Annotated in this window: 18 protein-coding genes; 9 read left to right on the forward strand and 9 right to left on the reverse strand. The window is 66.3% G+C overall.

Translation table 11 applies throughout. The features are described from left to right. Window positions 1-18 precede the first annotated feature (18 nt). Window positions 19-696, forward strand: a complete 678-nt coding sequence (locus MU553_RS08280; protein WP_247377614.1) for an HAD family hydrolase — start codon at window positions 19-21, stop codon at window positions 694-696. A gap of 7 nt (window positions 697-703) precedes the next feature. On the opposite strand, the gene MU553_RS08285 is transcribed toward MU553_RS08280, so the two are convergent. Beyond that, window positions 704-2,362 (reverse strand): GTPBP1 family GTP-binding protein, encoded by a 1,659-nt coding sequence (locus tag MU553_RS08285; protein WP_247377616.1) that lies wholly within the window; start codon window positions 2,360-2,362, stop codon window positions 704-706. A gap of 105 nt (window positions 2,363-2,467) precedes the next feature. Then, complete coding sequence (locus MU553_RS08290; protein ID WP_247377619.1) at window positions 2,468-3,154, reverse strand: phosphoglycolate phosphatase; 687 nt, start codon at window positions 3,152-3,154, stop codon at window positions 2,468-2,470. A gap of 96 nt (window positions 3,155-3,250) precedes the next feature. Between MU553_RS08290 and MU553_RS08295 the strand changes: the two genes are divergently transcribed. Next, window positions 3,251-4,126: an MBL fold metallo-hydrolase gene (locus MU553_RS08295; RefSeq protein WP_247377621.1), complete on the forward strand. Its 876-nt coding sequence runs from the start codon at window positions 3,251-3,253 to the stop codon at window positions 4,124-4,126. On the opposite strand, the gene MU553_RS08300 is transcribed toward MU553_RS08295, so the two are convergent. Next, entirely contained in the window at window positions 4,123-4,680 is a 558-nt protein-coding gene (locus tag MU553_RS08300; protein WP_247377623.1) for a J domain-containing protein, read from the reverse strand. The genes MU553_RS08295 and MU553_RS08300 overlap by 4 nt on opposite strands. Before the next feature lie 112 nt (window positions 4,681-4,792). On the opposite strand from MU553_RS08300, the gene MU553_RS08305 reads away from it, so the two are divergent. Next, window positions 4,793-4,999 carry a hypothetical protein gene (locus tag MU553_RS08305; RefSeq protein ID WP_247377625.1) on the forward strand — a complete coding sequence of 69 codons (207 nt, stop codon included), beginning with the start codon at window positions 4,793-4,795 and terminating at the stop codon, window positions 4,997-4,999. Between the two features lie 108 nt (window positions 5,000-5,107). Then, window positions 5,108-5,950 carry a hypothetical protein gene (locus tag MU553_RS08310; protein ID WP_247377627.1) on the forward strand — a complete coding sequence of 281 codons (843 nt, stop codon included), beginning with the start codon at window positions 5,108-5,110 and terminating at the stop codon, window positions 5,948-5,950. A 12-nt stretch (window positions 5,951-5,962) separates the two neighbouring features. Here MU553_RS08310 and MU553_RS08315 read toward each other — a convergent pair whose 3' ends face one another. Continuing rightward, entirely contained in the window at window positions 5,963-7,954 is a 1,992-nt protein-coding gene (locus MU553_RS08315; RefSeq protein ID WP_247377629.1) for a PAS domain S-box protein, read from the reverse strand. A 198-nt stretch (window positions 7,955-8,152) separates the two neighbouring features. Here MU553_RS08315 and MU553_RS08320 point away from each other — a divergent pair, with 198 nt between their 5' ends. Then, complete coding sequence (locus MU553_RS08320) at window positions 8,153-8,950, forward strand: hypothetical protein (RefSeq protein WP_247377631.1); 798 nt, start codon at window positions 8,153-8,155, stop codon at window positions 8,948-8,950. On the opposite strand, the gene pyrF is transcribed toward MU553_RS08320, so the two are convergent. Together pyrF and MU553_RS08330 are read right to left on the reverse strand one after the other, a co-directional pair. Further along, window positions 8,951-9,793, reverse strand: coding sequence for an orotidine-5'-phosphate decarboxylase (gene pyrF / locus MU553_RS08325; RefSeq protein ID WP_247377633.1), 843 nt, complete (start codon window positions 9,791-9,793; stop codon window positions 8,951-8,953). It abuts the gene before it with no gap. A gap of 60 nt (window positions 9,794-9,853) precedes the next feature. After that, complete coding sequence (locus tag MU553_RS08330; protein WP_247377634.1) at window positions 9,854-10,624, reverse strand: SIMPL domain-containing protein; 771 nt, start codon at window positions 10,622-10,624, stop codon at window positions 9,854-9,856. A 154-nt stretch (window positions 10,625-10,778) separates the two neighbouring features. Here MU553_RS08330 and MU553_RS08335 point away from each other — a divergent pair, with 154 nt between their 5' ends. Next, window positions 10,779-11,441: an HAD family hydrolase gene (locus tag MU553_RS08335; RefSeq protein ID WP_247377637.1), complete on the forward strand. Its 663-nt coding sequence runs from the start codon at window positions 10,779-10,781 to the stop codon at window positions 11,439-11,441. On the opposite strand, the gene MU553_RS08340 is transcribed toward MU553_RS08335, so the two are convergent. Then, window positions 11,429-11,812, reverse strand: a complete 384-nt coding sequence (locus MU553_RS08340) for a DUF7993 family protein (RefSeq protein WP_247377640.1) — start codon at window positions 11,810-11,812, stop codon at window positions 11,429-11,431. The two genes, MU553_RS08335 and MU553_RS08340, sit on opposite strands and share 13 nt — an antisense overlap. Next, the gene (locus MU553_RS08345) at window positions 11,812-12,252 is read right to left on the reverse strand and encodes a DUF2240 family protein (RefSeq protein ID WP_247377642.1); all 441 of its coding nucleotides are present in this window, start codon (window positions 12,250-12,252) and stop codon (window positions 11,812-11,814) included. Before MU553_RS08345 ends, MU553_RS08340 begins: the two co-directional genes overlap by 1 nt. Before the next feature lie 128 nt (window positions 12,253-12,380). Here MU553_RS08345 and MU553_RS08350 point away from each other — a divergent pair, with 128 nt between their 5' ends. Both MU553_RS08350 and MU553_RS08355 read left to right on the forward strand, forming a co-directional pair. Further along, window positions 12,381-13,358: a hypothetical protein gene (locus MU553_RS08350; protein WP_247377644.1), complete on the forward strand. Its 978-nt coding sequence runs from the start codon at window positions 12,381-12,383 to the stop codon at window positions 13,356-13,358. A 63-nt stretch (window positions 13,359-13,421) separates the two neighbouring features. Next, window positions 13,422-13,796: a 30S ribosomal protein S8e gene (locus MU553_RS08355; protein WP_247377646.1), complete on the forward strand. Its 375-nt coding sequence runs from the start codon at window positions 13,422-13,424 to the stop codon at window positions 13,794-13,796. A 351-nt stretch (window positions 13,797-14,147) separates the two neighbouring features. On the opposite strand, the gene MU553_RS08360 is transcribed toward MU553_RS08355, so the two are convergent. Beyond that, on the reverse strand, window positions 14,148-15,143 hold the full coding sequence (locus tag MU553_RS08360; protein WP_247377648.1) for a phosphate signaling complex PhoU family protein: 996 nt from the start codon (window positions 15,141-15,143) through the stop codon (window positions 14,148-14,150). 375 nt (window positions 15,144-15,518) lie between these two features. Between MU553_RS08360 and MU553_RS08365 the strand changes: the two genes are divergently transcribed. Further along, the gene (locus MU553_RS08365) at window positions 15,519-16,565 is read left to right on the forward strand and encodes a PstS family phosphate ABC transporter substrate-binding protein (RefSeq protein WP_247377650.1); all 1,047 of its coding nucleotides are present in this window, start codon (window positions 15,519-15,521) and stop codon (window positions 16,563-16,565) included. Window positions 16,566-16,593 lie beyond the last annotated feature (28 nt).

A 16,593-nucleotide genomic window follows, 5' to 3' on the forward strand; every position in this document is an offset into this window, starting at 1 on the left:
GGCGGGCAAGCATGACCGATGCCAACCGATCCGGTCGACGCCGTCTTCCTCGACATGGACGGGACCCTCTGTGAGTACCGCCAGTCCAGCGCGGAGCTGCTCGCCCGCGCCTTCGACCGGCTGGACGTCGATCCCTTCTTCACCGCCGAGACGTACCGGAATCAACTGTTCTCGCAAATCGTCACCGACGAGACGAAAGCCGAGCGGCGAGAGCAGGCGTTCATCACGCTCGCGGAACTCGACGACCGCGACCCGGCCGTGGGTCGCCGGCTCGCAGCAGTCTACGCGTCGATGCGCGACCACCGCGACGTGGAACCGCTGCCCGGCGCGCTCGACGCGCTCGACTCGCTTCGTGAGCGGTACGACCTCGCGCTGGTCACCAACGGCGGACCGGAGATGCAGGACCCGAAACTGGCAGCCCTCGACGTCGAAGACGCGTTCGACGTGATCGTCTACGGCGGGTACGACACCACGCCGAAGCCGGAGCCCGGCCCGTTTCACGAGGCGCTGTACGCCCTCGACGCGACGCCGGGCCGCGTCGTCCACGTCGGGAACTCCGTCCGCTTCGACGTCTGGGGGGCCGACGCCGCCGGTATCAAGTCCGCGCTGCTCCGACCCGACGGTGACGAACCAGCGACGGCACCGGACTATCTGCTGCGATCGATGGCGGACCTGCAGGACCCTCCCTGGCGCTAAAACGAGATCACGAGGTCGGCGTCACGTCGACGACCTTGCCGACGCCTTTCGAGCGGCCTTCGCGGAAGACGAACTTCTGGCCTTCCTCGACGAAGTACGACCGGAACTTGAATCGGACGCGCGTCGTCCCGTTGTCGCCCGGGAGGAGTTGCCCGTCGTCGGGATAGAACGCGGCGGCCTCGCTGACCGTTTCGAGGTGGACGACCGGTTCGTAGCCGTCGCCGATACGCGTCGGATGATTCAGGACCATCACTTCGGCCTCGAACTCCCGGACCGGCTCGGGGTCAGTGTCTGCTGGCAGCAGGACCATCCCGCGTTCGATGTCCGCCTCGGCCACGCCCTTGAGCGCGATGCCGACGATGCGCCCCGCGCGGGCCTCGTCCACGCGGTGGTAGTGCATCTCGATGGACCGGACTTCGACCTCGCGGAACGACCCGTCCTGCATGGGGCCGAGCAGGAGTTCGTCGCCGGCCTCGACCGTGCCGGACTTGATCGTCCCCGACGCGACCGCACCGACGCCGGTGACGCTGTAGGACCGATCGACGTACATCGTGAAATCGTCCGCCTCCGCGCCGGCGGTTTTGGGCAGGCGCTCGAAGAACTCGTCGAGCGCGTCGAGTCCGTCCTTCGTGACGGCGCTCGTCGTGACGACGGGGACGACGGTCTCACTGATCTCCTCGATGGCCACGTCGACGCCGTGGCGCTCGACCCGGAGCGGCGTCTTGTCGACCTCGCGCAGGAGGCGTTCGACCTCGCGCTCGACGTCTGCGACCCGCTCGTCGTCCACCAGATCCGCCTTGGTGATGGCGACGATCGTCGGGAGTTCCGTGGCGAGCAGGATGCCCAGGTGTTCGCGCGTCGTCTTCGTCGGGCCGTCGTCGGCCGCGACGGTCAACAGGCCGTAGTCGAGTTTCTGGCCGACCAGTCCCCGGATGGTCGTCCGGAGCCAGGGCTCGTGACCGACTGTATCGACGAACGAGACGAGGCGGGTGGCCTCTTCGACGACGCGGGCGCGGTCGGACTTCCGATGCGGATTGTCCATCCGGATCGCGTCGCCGTCGTCGTCGAACCCGTAGACGCCGTAGGAGAGGTCCGCGGACAGCCCGCGCTCGACTTCGTGGGGCTGGACGTCGAGGAACGATCGCGTGCCGCCTTCGCCGTCGTCCGGTTCGCCGGTGACGAGCGAGCCGACGAGCGTGGACTTGCCGTGGTCGACGTGGCCGGCGGTTCCGACGACGATGTGCTCGTCGTCTTCCATCACCGATCCCTCGCGGACGGTGGCGACGCCGACGATGCCGCGCTCGGCCGATCGGGACGCAGGGGACTGGCCGTCGGTCGGAGTGGCGCCGCCGTCGTCGACGCCCCAGGTCTCGACGTCCTCGATGTGTGCGCCGGCCTCTTCGGCCAGCAACGAGAGGACGTCCATGGACTCCGAGAAGGCGTCGGGGGCGATCCCGGTGATCCCGCCGTCGTCCGTGACGCCGACGACGTAGGTCGCTTCACCCTCCCCCGAGAGGACGCGGTGACGTAACTGTGCAGCTAAACTCTCGAATCGGCCCTCACGTGCGTGGAGGTCTTTCGTGAGCCGCTCTTTGAATTCGACGCTGCCGCCCTCCTCCTCACCGCGCTCGATGGCACGTTCGAGGACGGCCCGGTCGGGGCTCATACACCGCGTTTAGGGCACCATAAATAAAAGATTTCCTTTCCTTTGTGTATTGTTGTCACGGGTCCCGAAGACCCGATCGTCCGCGGCCGCTCGGCCGGCGAAAGACTACCCTTCCAGGCCGCCCTCGATCAGGTCGACGGCTTCGAGGAAGCCCTCGCCGTACTCGCCCTCTGTGACTTCGTCGGCAGCCGCGAGCGCGCGGTCGTCGGCGTTGGCGACGGCGATCGCCCGGCCGGCGACCTCGAAGGTCGAGACGTCGTTCTCGGAGTCGCCGACGGCGACGAACTCTTCGGGGTCGCGGCCGAGTTCGCGGGCGACGGCTTTCAGGCCCTTGCCCTTGTTCTGAGCGGGCGATTTCACGTGATAGGCGAAGCCGGTGTCGACGACTTCCAGGCCGTGATCGGCGGCGAGCGCTTCCAGCGGCTCCAGGGGCGCGTCCAGGTTCACGGCGATCTCCGTCTCGCGCCAGCGGTTCACCATGTCGGCACGGCCCCACCCGAGGTCGTACCCGGCGGCCTGGAACTCCTCGGCGACGGCCTGTGCGGCCTCGGGTTCGCCGGTGAACACGACGGTTTCGGTCTCGGCGACGTAGACGACGCCGCCGTTCTCGGCGATCACTCGGATCGGAATCGCGAGGAACTCACAGAGGCCGACGGGATACGGGAAGGCCTTCCCGGTGGCGACGACGACCGGCGCGTCCCACTCTTTGAGGATCGGCATCGTTCGCGGATCGAGCCCGCGGTCCGGTCCGGTGAGCGTCCCGTCGATGTCGACTACCAGCGGCGGCGTCACGCGTCGATCGCCTCCCGTTCCAGCTGGCGTCCGAGTCCGTCCATGTCCGGACGTAGCTCTCAAACCGCATAAGTGACCTCGGTCCGAGCCTCCGCTATGGACCCCCGACCCGTTGCCGGCTGTCCCGACACCTATCTCGTCGACAACCGACTGTTCGGGATGGAGAACGCCCTGGCGACCTACCTGCTGGACGCCGAGCGGCCCGCGATCCTCGACGCCGGCACCGCCGACGGCGCCGACCGCATCCTGGCCGCGATGGACGACCTCGGGATCGACCCCGCAGCGGTCGCGTACGTCGTGGTCAGCCACGTCCACCTGGACCACGCCGCCGGCACCGGCACGCTGGTCGAGGCCTGCCCGAACGCGACCGTTCTCGTCCACGAGCGCGGCTACCCGTTCCTGACCGACGCCGACCGCCTCGACCGACTCACCGAGAGCGTGAACGAAGCCATCGGGTTCGAGGACCCCTACGGCGACCCGGACGTCATTCCCGAAGCGCGCTGTCGCGCCGTCTCCGGCGGCGAAACCATCGACCTCGGCGATCGCGTCCTCGACATCTACGACGCACCGGGCCACGCTCCCCACCACTTCGTCTGTCTCGACCCCGAGAGCGGGATGCTGTTCGCGGCCGACGCCGTCGGTGCGTTCGATCCCGAGGGTTCGGGCGTCGCGCCGACGACACCGCCGCCGAGTTTCGACCTCGACGCGAACCTGGCGACGGTCGACCGCCTCCGCGAACTGGACCCCTCGCGCACGCTCTACAGCCACTTCGGGCCGGGCGAGCGCGGGAACGCCGTCGCTGAACTGGACGACTACGCCGAGATTCTCCCGGAGTGGGTCGCGGCCGTCCGCGACGCACGGGAGGCCGTCGGTGACGACGTCGACGAACTACTGACCGAGCTCCGACCAGAATGGGAGAGTCCGACGCTGCGCCGGGACGTGGTGGGCGTGCTCCAGTACCTCGACCGCTAGGTCAGTCGTTCGTAGGCGCGGTTGACGCGTTTGAACTGTTCCTCGTCACCGCCGTCGGTGTCCGGATGGACTTCCTTGACCTTCTGCCGGTAGGCCTGTTTGACGGTGTCGTCGTCCGCACCGGGGTCCAGGCCGAGCACTTTGTAGGCCTCCGCTTCGCTCGGTCCGTCGTTCGGTGATGGGGGCCGTCGCTGCCGGCGTTGGCGGCGCTGGCCGCCGAAGCCACCGCGCTGCCGTCGCGTTCGCTGGCCGGTTCGTCCGCCCGGCGGGACCCAGTCCTCCCGCGGCCCGGCACCGAAGCCGCCGCGCTCGCGCGTCCGCCGCTGGCCGTTCCCCGACGCGCCGGCGTTTTTCCGCGCCTGCCGTTCGACCGATCGGTAGACGCGCCGTGCGAGACGGCCGCTCGTCTGGTACCACATGAAGTAGGCCGCTGCACCGAGCGCCAGCGCGACGAAGATGATCGCCGGGTTGTAGACCACCCCGAGGAGCGCCAGCAGTATCGCACACCCGGCGAGGGCGATCGCGATGCCGGTGATGAGCCGGTCGTGCTGCACGGCTGTCCGTTCGGACGCAACGACTGTAAGCCTCTCGCTGCCGGCCCACGCGACCGACAACTAGAGTCCGCGCCGCGCAGGGTTCATACGGCTTGGCCTGCTACCGTCTAGCATGAGCGTGTCCGGCATCTGTGAGATCTGCGGCACGAGGGATGTCCACCACACCTGTTCGCGCTGCGCCCAACTGGTCTGCAGCGAGGACTTCGACGAGGAGACCGGCCTCTGCGTCGAGTGTCTGGCACAGGTCGGCGGTGGCGGCAAGGAGCGCCAGCGCAGCCCCGAGAACATGCCCGACGGCGTCGACACGTATCGGTTCTAGCCCAGGTGTGCGACCGGTCGTCTCGTCCCGTCGACGATCACGACACACCGTCCAAATCCGAACGACGCCATAGCCAGTTTTTTCCAGACGTTGGTCGTCGGAATGTGCATGGCTCAGCGTCGTCTCGGTGATCGGTTGATACCGTCACGGGGGCTGCTGTCTGTCGCACTGGGCGTCACCGTCGGGATCGACGTGCTCGCTGCGCTCACGATCGCGATCGGTCGTCCGTCGACCGCAAACGCGGTGACCGCTCCGGCAGTTGCGGCCTGTGTCGGGACGGTCTTCCTCTCGACGTTCCTGATCGACCCCGCTAACTGGCTGTGGCGGAGTCGCATCCACGATCTGCTCGTCGCGGTTCCGATCGGCGTCTTCCTCGTGGAAGCCGCCCAGGACTGGGTGACGGTCGTTCCGCAATCGGGAGTGCTCTCGGACGGCACGGCCCTCGTCGTGATGCTCGGCGCGCTCCCCGCTGGTGTCGTACGAATCGTCGCGGACGCCCGCCGCGTAGCGGAGATCTGTACGCGTGAGAGCCCGACCGTCGAGTGGACTGCTCGCCCACCTCGCCGTGCGATCAAGCGCAGAAAGTCACTCGTCTTTTTCGGTGGCGTGCTCGTTGCGGTCGGCGTGCTCGCGGACGTGGTCTCCGCGGACGCCGCGTGGATACTCGGCGGATTCATCGTCGCCAATGTGCTCTCGACGCGCTCGGGGGACCCCGACCGTCTGCGAGGGTTTGCGGCGTTTTCCGACGGTCTCGTCGTCGAACCGCGAGCCGGGCTACACGTCACTGTCATCCCCTGGTCGCGACTCACCGGGTACGAGGTTACCGACGACGCGCTCGTGCTCTACCGCGGGCGATGGCGCGGCCCGATACACAGCTCGAAAGCCGAGATCGACGATCTCCGAACGGTGATCGCCACGCTCGATACGCACATCGAGCGGACTCACGTCTGATCCGACGGTCAGCTACGCTCGCGGCACTTCGACGATGACCGCGCTCCCGGACGGCGTCGCCTCTTCGTACCGGACGTTCCCTTGCGACAGTCGGACGATGTGGTGGACGAGCCACAGTCCGAGTCCGGAGCCGTGTGAGAGGGGTTCGATGTCGGCGTCGTCAGTGAGGATGCGCCGCTCGTCGGTCGGAATCCCGGGCCCGTCGTCTTCGATGCGGATCGCCACGGTTTCCGCGCGCGGTTCGACCGTCAGTTCGACGCGATCCGAGTCGCTGCCGGTGTGAACGATGCTGTTCTCGATCAGTTCGTAGAGGCCGCTCTGGAGCTGATCGATGGCCTCGATCTCGACGTCGTCCGGACAGGTGACCGAGACGGTGCTGTCAGGGTACTTGTGCCCGACGTCCCGCGTGACCGCGTCCAGCAGGCGGGTGAGCGAGATCCGCTGGGGGTGTGGTTGGTCCACGAGCAGTTCGACGATCCGACGTTCCTTGTCGGCCAGATCCGTCAGGCCCTTGCTAGTCTCGATGATCTGCCGGGCCGTCGTCTCGTCGGCGGCGTCGGGGTCGTGGAGGAACACCTCGGCGTACCCCGTGATGACGTTGATCTTGTTCCTGAGATTGTGTCGCAACACGCGACTGAGAGTCTGCAGGTGGCGTTCGCGGTCCTTCAACTCCGTGATGTCCGTCTGGATGGCGACGAACTCCTCGACGTTCCCGTTCTCGTCGGTGAGCGCCGTGATCGTCTGGTGGGCGAAGTACAGCGTCCCGTTGCGCCGTTCGTTGATGATCTCCCGCTCCCACTCGCCGCCCGACAGGAGCGTCTCCCACAGGTTCGCGAAGTACTTCTGGGACATCTTCCCGGAGTTCAGAATCTTCGGGGTTTCACCGAGGGCCTCTCGTGCCGGATAGCCGGTGATCTCCTCGAACGCCGGGTTCACGTACTGGATCGTGCCGTCCACGTCCGTGATGAACACCGCGTACCCGGCGTGCTCGACGGCGCGCTTGAACTCCCGGAGCGAGTGTTCCCGCGCCTTCCGCTCGGTCTCGTACCGGTCGAGCGACTCGCTCAGCTCGTTGAAACTCGCTCCGATCTGTCGCCACTCGTCGCTCCCGCCGACGGCGATCTGCGTGCCGTACTCCTTCTCTTCGAGGGCTTTGAACCCCGTCAGGAGGTGTTCGACCTGGTGGAGGTTGCGTCGATACACCCACCAGCCGAACCCGGCGATCGAGAACAGCACCACGAGGATACTCCCCGCCTGCAGATACGAGACGGTCCGAGCGGTCGAGCGCAGCTCCCCGCGACTCTGGCGAACACTGACCGTCCAGCCGAGGTCACCGACGCTCACGTTCCGGACGATGGCGTCCCGTTCCGGCGACGGATCGGTCGAGTAGACGACCTCGTCAGACTGCGTGTAGATCGTGAGTTCGGCGTTCGGTTTGAGTAGCGACGTGGCCGTTCCCGCGAACGCACTCTCGGGCAGGTGATATGCGGCGTTGAGCGTCCCGACGATGCGCCCCTCGTGACGGATCGGCGAACTGATCGTCACGATGTAGTTCCCGGATTCGGCTGCGATCGGGTCACTGATGTACGTTTCACCCGCCACTGCTCGCTGGAAGTACGTCCGGTCGCTGAAATCGCTCCCGATCAGCGCCCGGCGCTCGTCCGGCGGCAGTCCGGCGGCGATGTTCAGCATCGTCCCGTTGCGGTGAATCACAGACACGCCGGAGAACGACGTGGTGTTGACGAACGTGGCCAGTGCAGTCCGCTGAACGGTTCGGTTCTCCGCAGCGACGAACGGCGAGTTCGCGGCGAGTTCGACGGTCTGCTCGCGGCTCGAAAACTGCGCCGAGAGCTGCGAGCCGATGTGGTGTGCCGAGTGGTTCACCTCGGCTCGGCCCTGCTCCGCGAGCGTCTCCTTGTACAGCTGGAACCCCGCAAAGACGGCACTCGACAGTAAGATCGCGATGAAAATCAGAACGACGAAAAACGCTCTGCGGGTATTCATATACAAATATAGATAGGTTAGCGATCGATACTTCAGTATATGGATACCATCATGATAAAATCCCCGAGTAATTTTCGGTCGTTTATCCAACACGTTTGGCACGTCGGAGCGTCGGCGCCGTGACGGCGAGCGGGTCGCGAACCCCTTCGGTAGCTATCACACCGGGCGTTTTTTGCGCTCGACGTGGAGGCGAACCCTATGCGTCGCCCTGATTCGTTCGCGATCCTGCTCGGAGCGTACGTCGGCGCGCTGACGTTTACCGTCGTCGTCGCCCTCGCCGGCCGTGCAACGGTCCGGACCGCGGCACCAGCCGCCGGTAGCGTCGCCTTCCTCGCCGTCGTCGCGTTCGCCACTCGCCGCGGGAACCTCGCTGCGACGATGGCCCGCAGCCAGTTGCACGCGGTGCTCCTCGGCGTCCCGGCCCTCGCGCTCGTCGGGTGGATGCTCGTCTACGACGCGCTGCCTGCGGCGGAGCGGACGGTGCTCCCGTGGATCCCGTTCCTCGTCGTCGCCTTGCTGGTGGGTCTCGCAGCGTACCTCCTCGCGAACCAGCGCGTCCTCGCGGCGGCGCGAGCCGACGACGCCGTCATCGCCGAGTGGCAGGCCGGACCGACGAGACGGCAGCGATGGGCGCTCCGGGGCGTGACGTTCCTGGGTGCGACGGCGCTGCTCGGCGTCGGCGTGTACTACCCGGACGCGGTCTTCCTCGGCGAGTTCGCGCCGACGGCGGCGGGCATCCTGTTCGCTGCGACCGCGTTCGCCGGTCGCCGCCGCCACTACGTCGCGTTGCCAGACGGGCTCTACGTCCAGGACGCCGGCAGTCTCGGGGGGCGGTACGTTCCCTGGTCGCGACTGACCGGCTACGACGTCACCGATCGAACGCTCGTCATCGACCGGTGGCTCCCGCTCCTGGCCTTCCGGTCGGCGCGGGAGGACGTTCCCGATCTCGGAACCGTCACGGACGCGCTCGATAGCCGGCTCGCTCGACGCTCCTGATCAGCGGTACTCGTTCAGGCGCTCCTTCAGTCGCTTGGCCGCCTGGCCGGACGCTTTGTGGAAGTGTTCGCCCTGATCCTCTCCGGCAAAAATGATGCCCCGCGAGGAGTTGACCAGGCCGACGCCAATACCGGACTTCGTCCGGTCTGCCGACGAGCTCTGCTCGTCCAGCTTCGCCAGTCCGAACTCCACGGCGGCCTCGGCGTCGCCGCCCTGGGCGCCGACGCCGGGCACCAGGAACGGGATGTCGGGGACGATCTCACGGATCTCCTCCAGTTCTTCGGGCTGGGTCGCGCCGACGACGAGGCCGACGTTGCCGTTCCGGTTCCAGGTGTCGGCCAGGGCGGCCACGCGCTCGTAGACGGGTTCGCCCGAGGCCAGTTCGAGGTTCTGAATGTCCGCGCCGCCGGGGTTCGAGGTGCGACAGAGCAGGAACACGCCCGCGTCCGTCCGCTCCAGAAACGGTTCCAGCGAGTCGCGACCCATGTAGGGGTTGGCCGTGATGGCGTCGGCCGAATCAAGGAGATCGGCGTACTGCCGGGCGGTGTTGCCGATGTCGCCGCGTTTCGCGTCCAGCAGGACGGGCACGTCCTTGCCGTGGGCGTAGGCGATCGTCTCCTGGAGAGCGCGCCAGCCGTCGGGGTCCTCGTAGAAGGCCGCGTTGGGCTTGTAGCAGGCGGCGTGCTCGTGCGTGGCGTCGATGATCCGGCGGTTGAACGCCCAGCGCGGCAGGTCCTTCTCCATGAGGTGGTCGGGAAGCCGCGCCAGGTCCGGGTCCAGTCCGACGGAGACGACGCTGTTCGCCGTCTCGATGCGGTCGGCGAGTCGGTCGAAGAAAGTCATTACCGAGGGCTGGACTGGTGCCCACTACAAGGTTCCCATCCTGACTTCGTCGGCCGGGCGTCAGGCGTCAGTCACGTTGTAGACGACGCGCACGTCGACGGACACGGACACGTCACCCGACTCGATCGTGGTGCTGCGCCCGCCGGCCGCGGCGCTGACTGCGTCGGCCTCGTAGCGGACCGGTTGGTAGTTGCGATCCGACGCGTCGATGCTCGCGACGCCCGTCACCTGGAGGTCGCCGGCTGCAGCCAGCGTGTCGGCCTGCTGTCTGGCGTCGGCCATCGCGTTCTGGAGGGCCTCGTCTCTGAGGGCCGTCCGGGTGTCCTCCGAGAGCGTGAACCGGACGCCGGTGACCTCGGCACCGCTGTCGGCGGCAGCGTCGACGACGCCACCGGTCGCGTTGGTCTGCTCGAGGCGAATCTCGAAGGCGTGGACGCCGCGGTACCTCGGCGCGTCAGCCGACTTCTCGGGCCGGTGTGACTCGGTGATGCGGTAGTCCGTCGTCGAGATCTGATCGCCGGCGACGCTCGCGTAATTGAGGGCGGTTCGCAGCTGCTCCGACCCGTTCGCGAGGTCGCGCCTGATGGCTTGCGTGTCGTCACCGTCGGCGACGACGGCGACGGTGACCACCGCCTCGTCGGGCGTCGCGCTGGCACTGCCGTCGGCGGAGACGCTGACGGTTTGCTCGCCAGACGAGTGGGCCGTCGCGACGTCGCTATTCGGCGCCGCCGTCGTGCTGTCTGTGCTATCGACCGTCAACGCCGCGCCCGCCGTCCCGACCGCCACGAGGGCGACGACGGCGAGGAGCACGGGGAGGGCTCTGTCTCGCATTGCACCCGTGGCTTCGACGGGAACGGTTGAATACTCGCCGGAGAATCAAATGCGCCTTTGACTTATCGAGGATCACACTGGCTGACTCCCCGTCGTCAGCCACGCACCAGATCGCGGGAACACTCAAATCCCGTGGGTCACTACTGACGACCGAATGACCCCGTCGCCCGTCGCAGTCGTGTTCGACCTCGACGACACGCTCGCGGTCACGGCCCGGCGTCGTCAGCAACTGCTCGACGAGGCGACTGCCCACGTGGGCAGCACCGACATCGACCGGGGGGCGTACCTGCAGGCCCACGGATCGGTCGACGCGACGGACACCCGGGCGCCGATCTTCGAGCGCTTGCTCGACGAGGACGCCACCGTCACGCCGACGGCCCTCGCGGCCGCGTACCGCGACGCCATCGAGGAGGCGCTGGAACCGATCCCGAACGCCGTCGACCTGGTCGAGGCGCTCCGTCGCGAGTACCGCGTCGGACTCCTCACCGACGGACCGCGCGTCGCCCAGCGGGGGAAACTCGTCGAACTGGGCTGGGAAGAGCTGTTCGACGCCGTCGTCATCACGGGCGAGCTACAGGCCGGCAAACCAGACCCGCGAGCGTTCGCGGCAGTGTGTGACGCACTCGAGGTCGGTCCCGAGGAGGCCGTCTTCGTCGGTGATCGGCCCGAGGTCGACATCGCGGGTGCAGCCGCCGCGGGCTTCCGAACCATTCAGGTGCTGACGCCGGAGAACCCGAACCGGCATCCGAGAGCCGACGCGGCGGTCGACAGGGAGAACCTGGTCGAGCGGTTGCCCGACCTGCTTCACTCGGCGTAGCGTTCGGCGGCCGCGACGAGCACCTGGACGGCGCCTTTCACCTCGGCGCCGCTCTCGACGAACACGAGGGTCCGCGGCGGCTCGACGGCCTTCGGACGGACGCGAAGGCCCTCCGTTTCGGCGGTCTCCGTCGCAGCGTCGACCCCGGCTTCGAGTTCCAGATACGCCCGGTCCGGCTGCATGAACACGTCAGCGATCCGGTCGTCGTCGAAGGCGACGGCGTAGGCGAACGCGCCGTCGTCGGACGGGTCGGCGTCCGGGTCGGCGTCGACCACGGCCAGCTCGGCGAGGACGCCGGTTTCGCGACCGGTGATTTCGGAGGAGAGCAGTTGTGCGATGCGCTTGCCGTCGGTGATGCGTTTCTCGACCATCAGATCTCACCCAGTGCGCGGTCGGCCAGTTCCGAGACGTCGATCTCCTGTCGTCGCGCGTAAACGACCGCCGCAGCCTCGACCGTCACGCCGAGGTCGGCCTGGAGCGAGTTGATCGCCGCGACGGCCTCCTGCTTCTGGACGCCGGCGTCGACGATCGCGTCGAGGACGCGCTCGAACGTCGACCGCTCCTGGAGGATGGACTCGTCGGGGACGAACCCGTCCGGCACCGTGACCTCGTCCAGGTCGAACGTGACGGCGACCTCGCCGTCGGCTCGCTCGACGAGGCCCTCGCTCGCCGCGACGTCGAGCAGTCGTTTCGCCTGGTCGGGCGAGAACCAGTCGCGATCCAGCGAGAGCGCGACGACGAACTCGCTTTTCCCCATCCGGTCCCGACCCTGCTGGCGAAAGGGCGTGGCGACGGCCGTCCGCAAACTCATCGTTCCTACGCGCAACTGGCACCCATCTAAAGCCATCGCTGTCGGCGTCCAGCGAGTGGCAGTCGATGGACACGAGCGAATCGACCGGTGACGGAAGCTATACGGCGTCCCGCAGTCAAGCGCGCCACATGAGCCAGGACGAGAGCGACGGTGCCGACAACATCGCCGGGCTGTCGCTATCGGACGCCGTGGACGCGGTGGTCGCCACCGTCGACGCACTGGACCGGGAGACAGCGCGAGCTGTACTCGCGACGATCACCGAGGACGGCGTCGTCAGCCGGGACGCGGTCGACGCCGCACTGGCCGACGCATCGATGGCCGTCTCGAACGCTGAAAGCCGCGCGGAGATGGCCGCGGTCAGACTCGCCGACGTTCGCGAGAGCGCCGCTGACGCTCCCGACCTCGATGCGATTCGGACACGCGTCGACGCGTTCGAGTCCGACGTCGCTGCGATCGAGGAACGGGCGAGCGACCTGGGCGCGACCCTTCAGGAACTCGTCGGTCGAAAGGACGACCCGGCGTCGCTCTACGATCTGGCAGCAGAGATCGAGCAGCTCACGGAGGAAGCGGGTTCCGTCCACGCGACCGCCGAGGAACTCCGGACTGATCTCGAATCGTTCGAGGAGTGGCTCGCGGACTCGAACGCCCGGCTTCGCGAACTCGAACGGGATCTGGACGTGATCGAACAGTCCATCGAGGCGCTCGGCGAAAACGTCGACGAGTTAGCGTCCCTGGTGGCGGGAGACCGAGACCACCAAGCGACGGACGACGACCTCGCCGGCGCCTGGCTCGAACTATCGGTCACGCACCGCGTGCGGGAGTTGGGGCTCATGGACGCTCGCGCCGAGCTCGCCGACCTCAGGACGTGGGCGGCCGACGACGACGGCGACGCAGAGGGGTACGGAAACGACGCGGAGAGGCGACTCGACGAGCTCGAAGACCAGTGGAGGACGCTCGGCGACCGGATCGACGACGTCGCACCACCAGCGTGGCGGGACCGGTTCGAAGATCGGCGCTCGGCCGTCGAGGACGCGCTCGACGGGTTCGAACCGCCGATCGACTTCGGAGCGGTGCAGGCAGAACTCGAGAAGCATCGCCTGGAGTAGGCACCCGCTGACCGCCGGGTGAGAGTCGAGAGGTTCAAGTGTCCGCTCGTGAATCGGACACGTATGAAAGACCAGGGACGCTCCACGCGCAAGCGCACGGGTGGCCGCCTTCGACCGAACCACAAGAAGAAAAAGCACGAACTCGCCGGCGAGTCGACCGAGACGCAGGTCGGCGACCAGAAGCTGAAGTTCGTCGACACGCGCGGCGACACGCAGAAGATTCGTGCGATCACCACGGACACCGCCAGCATCGCTGTCGGTGACGAAGTCGTCGCCGCCGAAATCGAGAACGTGGCGGAGAACGAGTCCAACCCGAACTACGCGCGCCGAAACATCATCACGAAAGGCGCCGTCCTCGAAACGAGCGAGGGCCGCGCCCGCGTGACCTCCCGCCCCGGCCAGGACGGCCAGGTCAACGCCGTCCTCGTCGAGGAGTAAGCCGACTCGTTCTCAGTACCGATATATATTCTCAGTGCCCACACGGACCCCAGTAGAGAGGTCTTAGCGGCGTTTATGTCATCCCCCCGACTCGGCCTAACTGGCGCGTCCGACCCGCACCTCATGGTCACGTTTCAGGTCACAAGTTCCTGTGAATACTCGCGGTGGCCGGACGGCGCCCTCTTCTCTCTCCTTCGAGACTACTATAGTAGTCACCAGAAGTCTTTGCTCACAGTCTACTCGGTCAGGGCGTTGCGAGCCGGAAAACAGACCTGCTGACGCTCGTGGACAGTGAAAATTTTGCTGACTACGATAGCTTCGAGAAAAGAGAGTCGTCTCGCGAACGGCGAGTCAGGGACGCGGAGCGGCTTTCTGGAGGGCGCTCTCCGCGATGTTCCCGCCGTAGTCGGCGGTCCGGGACAGCGAGTCGACGACGAGCCCGAGCACCTGAGCAGTCTGGGAGTCCATCTGGTGGATGCGGTCGTCGACCTCGCGGGCGCGGTCGTCGATGGGCCGGATCTGACTGCGAGCCTCGTTCGCCAGGCGCGTGGCCTCGTCGGGGTCGTCTTCGAGGAGCGCGTCCATGGCGGTCTCCGGGACGGCCAGCGCGTCCTCTCGGAGTTCGTAGAGCCCGTCGGCGATGTCGTCGTCGATCTCGTCGATCTCCAGGGCGAATTCGGCGATCTTCGTCGCGTGGTCGGCGATCCGTTCCAGTTGCCGAGCGCTCGACTGGTAGTCGAAACAGGTCACCCGTGGCAGCCCGATGTGGGATGCGGCGGTCGGGTCACGCAGGACCGTCCGGAACACCCGCGAGATCATGTACCAGAGGCGGTCCACGTCGTCGTCGCGCTCCATCACGTCGTTCGCCAGGTCGTCGTCGTTCTCGACGAGGGCGTCCACGGCGTCGGAGAGCATCGTCAGGGCGACCAGGCGCATGCGCGTGATGGCGTTGTGGACCGACAGCTCCGAGGAGTCGAGCAGGTCCTGGAGGACGACGCGCTCGCTGGTTTCCTCGATGACTTCCAGCCCGACCAGCCCCTGGGTGGCCTGACGGATGGTGCGGCGCTGTTTGGCCTCGACGCGCGGCGTCTCCAGCGTGATGATGTCGAACCCGCTGACGTACATCGTCATTACTGCGCGCGTGAGTTGATCGCCTTCGAGCCCGCTCACGTCGAGGGTACCCTCTGTACGCTCGTTGCTCTCTTTGGGAGAAAGGAGGAGTGAGTCGCTCTCGGCGTGGAACTCGACGACGCTTCCCGCGCTGACGTCGTTTTCCGTTGCCCAGTCTTTCGGCAACGACACTGTATACGTCGATCCACCAGTGACCTGGACTTTTCGCGTCTCCATGCGAGCGTGTAGCTCCTTACCCGCAATAAATTAATCCATATCTATATACGAACGCCAGATTTACCCATTTTCAGACTCAGCTACAACTAGAGCAAATTAACGGGTCTGGATCGGTCGACATGTGAGATATATTACGGCGGTCGCCCGGCATTCACGTAGCCTGACGTTCATTTCAACGGAGACAGAACATCAACAAACCACCCTACGGAAGCCGTATCGGCCAAGTGAAGCGTATAGACGGATCGATACTGATATAGAATACTATATAGAGAATAGATTATTAGGGAAAAGTAATAGTAGAGTATTTACCCCTTAGTCTACCCGTATCTGATGATGACACGCGAGTCAGGTTCACGCGTTTCGCGACGCAAATTCATGGCTGCGACGGGTACAGGGATCGCTGCGACGGCACTCGCCGGCTGTCTCGGCGGTGGCAGTGGCTCAGACGGAGGGTCGGACACCGGTCCGCTGACGGCGGACGGTTCGTCGACGGTCTATCCCATTGCGAACACAGCATCGTCCTACTGGAACGGAAACTCGCCGGCCGACGACGGTGAATACTGGGGATCGAACTCCGAGGGAAGCGTCCCGGGCTGGAGCCAGATCAAGACCGACAAGAACCTCGCCGACTACTTCGCCGGCATGTACGGCTTCGAAGAGACGGGCGAGCGCTCGACGCCGCCGTACCTCGTCAACGTCGCGCTTTCCCACTCCGGGACCGGCGTCCAGGCCGTCCAGAAAGGCCGCGTCGACATCGGGAACTCCTCGGCGCCCGTCGAGGACGAACTCCCCGACGCTGACCAGTCCACGCTGGACAAGTTCATCGACCACGTGCTCGGCGTCGACGGCCAGCCGATCGTCGTCTCCCGCGAGGTCTACGACGCGGGCGTCACCAAGCTCACCGGCGACCAGCTGAAGAAGATCTACAAGAAGGAGATCACCAACTGGAGCGAGGTCGGCGGCCCGGACAAGGAGATTCAGGCCATCGGTCGCGCCGAAGGGTCCGGTACCGACACGGCGTTCCGCGCGAACCTCTACGGCAACCCGGACGCCCCGATCAAGCCCGACGTCCGGAAGGGCCAGAACCAGCAGGTCAAGACGCTCATCAAGAACTCCGACAACGGGATCGCCTACCTCGCGCTGGCGTTCACCGAACCGGACGGAGCCACGCCGCCGGTCGCGCTCGAACTCGAGGGAACGACCTACGAGTACGGCAAGAACCTCGGCTCGAAGGGCTACCCGCTCAGCCGTGACCTCCACAACTACACGTGGGAAGACACGTCCAAGAAGGAGGCCGCCTTCATCAACATGATCCTGACTGATTTCGGACAGAAAGTCTTCGTCGAGTCGAACAACTACTTCAAACTGCCCCAGGAGCGGCGGACGGCGCAGAAGGACAAGCTTCCGTCGCCGAACAAATAGCGAACAGAAAACGACATAACAACCCCAT

This window comes from Halorientalis brevis (assembly GCF_023077655.1).

What these genes read in the sequence shown, in the direction of transcription:
- MU553_RS08280 (WP_247377614.1), top strand. Translation starts at nt 19, where the DNA reads ATGCCAACCGATCCGGTCGACGCCGTCTTCCTCGACATGGACGGGACC.
- MU553_RS08285 (WP_247377616.1), bottom strand. Translation starts at nt 2,362, where the DNA reads ATGAGCCCCGACCGGGCCGTCCTCGAACGTGCCATCGAGCGCGGTGAG.
- MU553_RS08295 (WP_247377621.1), top strand. Translation starts at nt 3,251, where the DNA reads ATGGACCCCCGACCCGTTGCCGGCTGTCCCGACACCTATCTCGTCGAC.
- MU553_RS08305 (WP_247377625.1), top strand. Translation starts at nt 4,793, where the DNA reads ATGAGCGTGTCCGGCATCTGTGAGATCTGCGGCACGAGGGATGTCCAC.
- MU553_RS08310 (WP_247377627.1), top strand. Translation starts at nt 5,108, where the DNA reads ATGGCTCAGCGTCGTCTCGGTGATCGGTTGATACCGTCACGGGGGCTG.
- MU553_RS08315 (WP_247377629.1), bottom strand. Translation starts at nt 7,954, where the DNA reads ATGAATACCCGCAGAGCGTTTTTCGTCGTTCTGATTTTCATCGCGATC.
- MU553_RS08320 (WP_247377631.1), top strand. Translation starts at nt 8,153, where the DNA reads ATGCGTCGCCCTGATTCGTTCGCGATCCTGCTCGGAGCGTACGTCGGC.
- pyrF (WP_247377633.1), bottom strand. Translation starts at nt 9,793, where the DNA reads ATGACTTTCTTCGACCGACTCGCCGACCGCATCGAGACGGCGAACAGC.
- MU553_RS08330 (WP_247377634.1), bottom strand. Translation starts at nt 10,624, where the DNA reads ATGCGAGACAGAGCCCTCCCCGTGCTCCTCGCCGTCGTCGCCCTCGTG.
- MU553_RS08335 (WP_247377637.1), top strand. Translation starts at nt 10,779, where the DNA reads ATGACCCCGTCGCCCGTCGCAGTCGTGTTCGACCTCGACGACACGCTC.
- MU553_RS08340 (WP_247377640.1), bottom strand. Translation starts at nt 11,812, where the DNA reads ATGGTCGAGAAACGCATCACCGACGGCAAGCGCATCGCACAACTGCTC.
- MU553_RS08345 (WP_247377642.1), bottom strand. Translation starts at nt 12,252, where the DNA reads ATGAGTTTGCGGACGGCCGTCGCCACGCCCTTTCGCCAGCAGGGTCGG.
- MU553_RS08350 (WP_247377644.1), top strand. Translation starts at nt 12,381, where the DNA reads ATGAGCCAGGACGAGAGCGACGGTGCCGACAACATCGCCGGGCTGTCG.
- MU553_RS08355 (WP_247377646.1), top strand. Translation starts at nt 13,422, where the DNA reads ATGAAAGACCAGGGACGCTCCACGCGCAAGCGCACGGGTGGCCGCCTT.
- MU553_RS08360 (WP_247377648.1), bottom strand. Translation starts at nt 15,143, where the DNA reads ATGGAGACGCGAAAAGTCCAGGTCACTGGTGGATCGACGTATACAGTG.
- MU553_RS08365 (WP_247377650.1), top strand. Translation starts at nt 15,519, where the DNA reads ATGGCTGCGACGGGTACAGGGATCGCTGCGACGGCACTCGCCGGCTGT.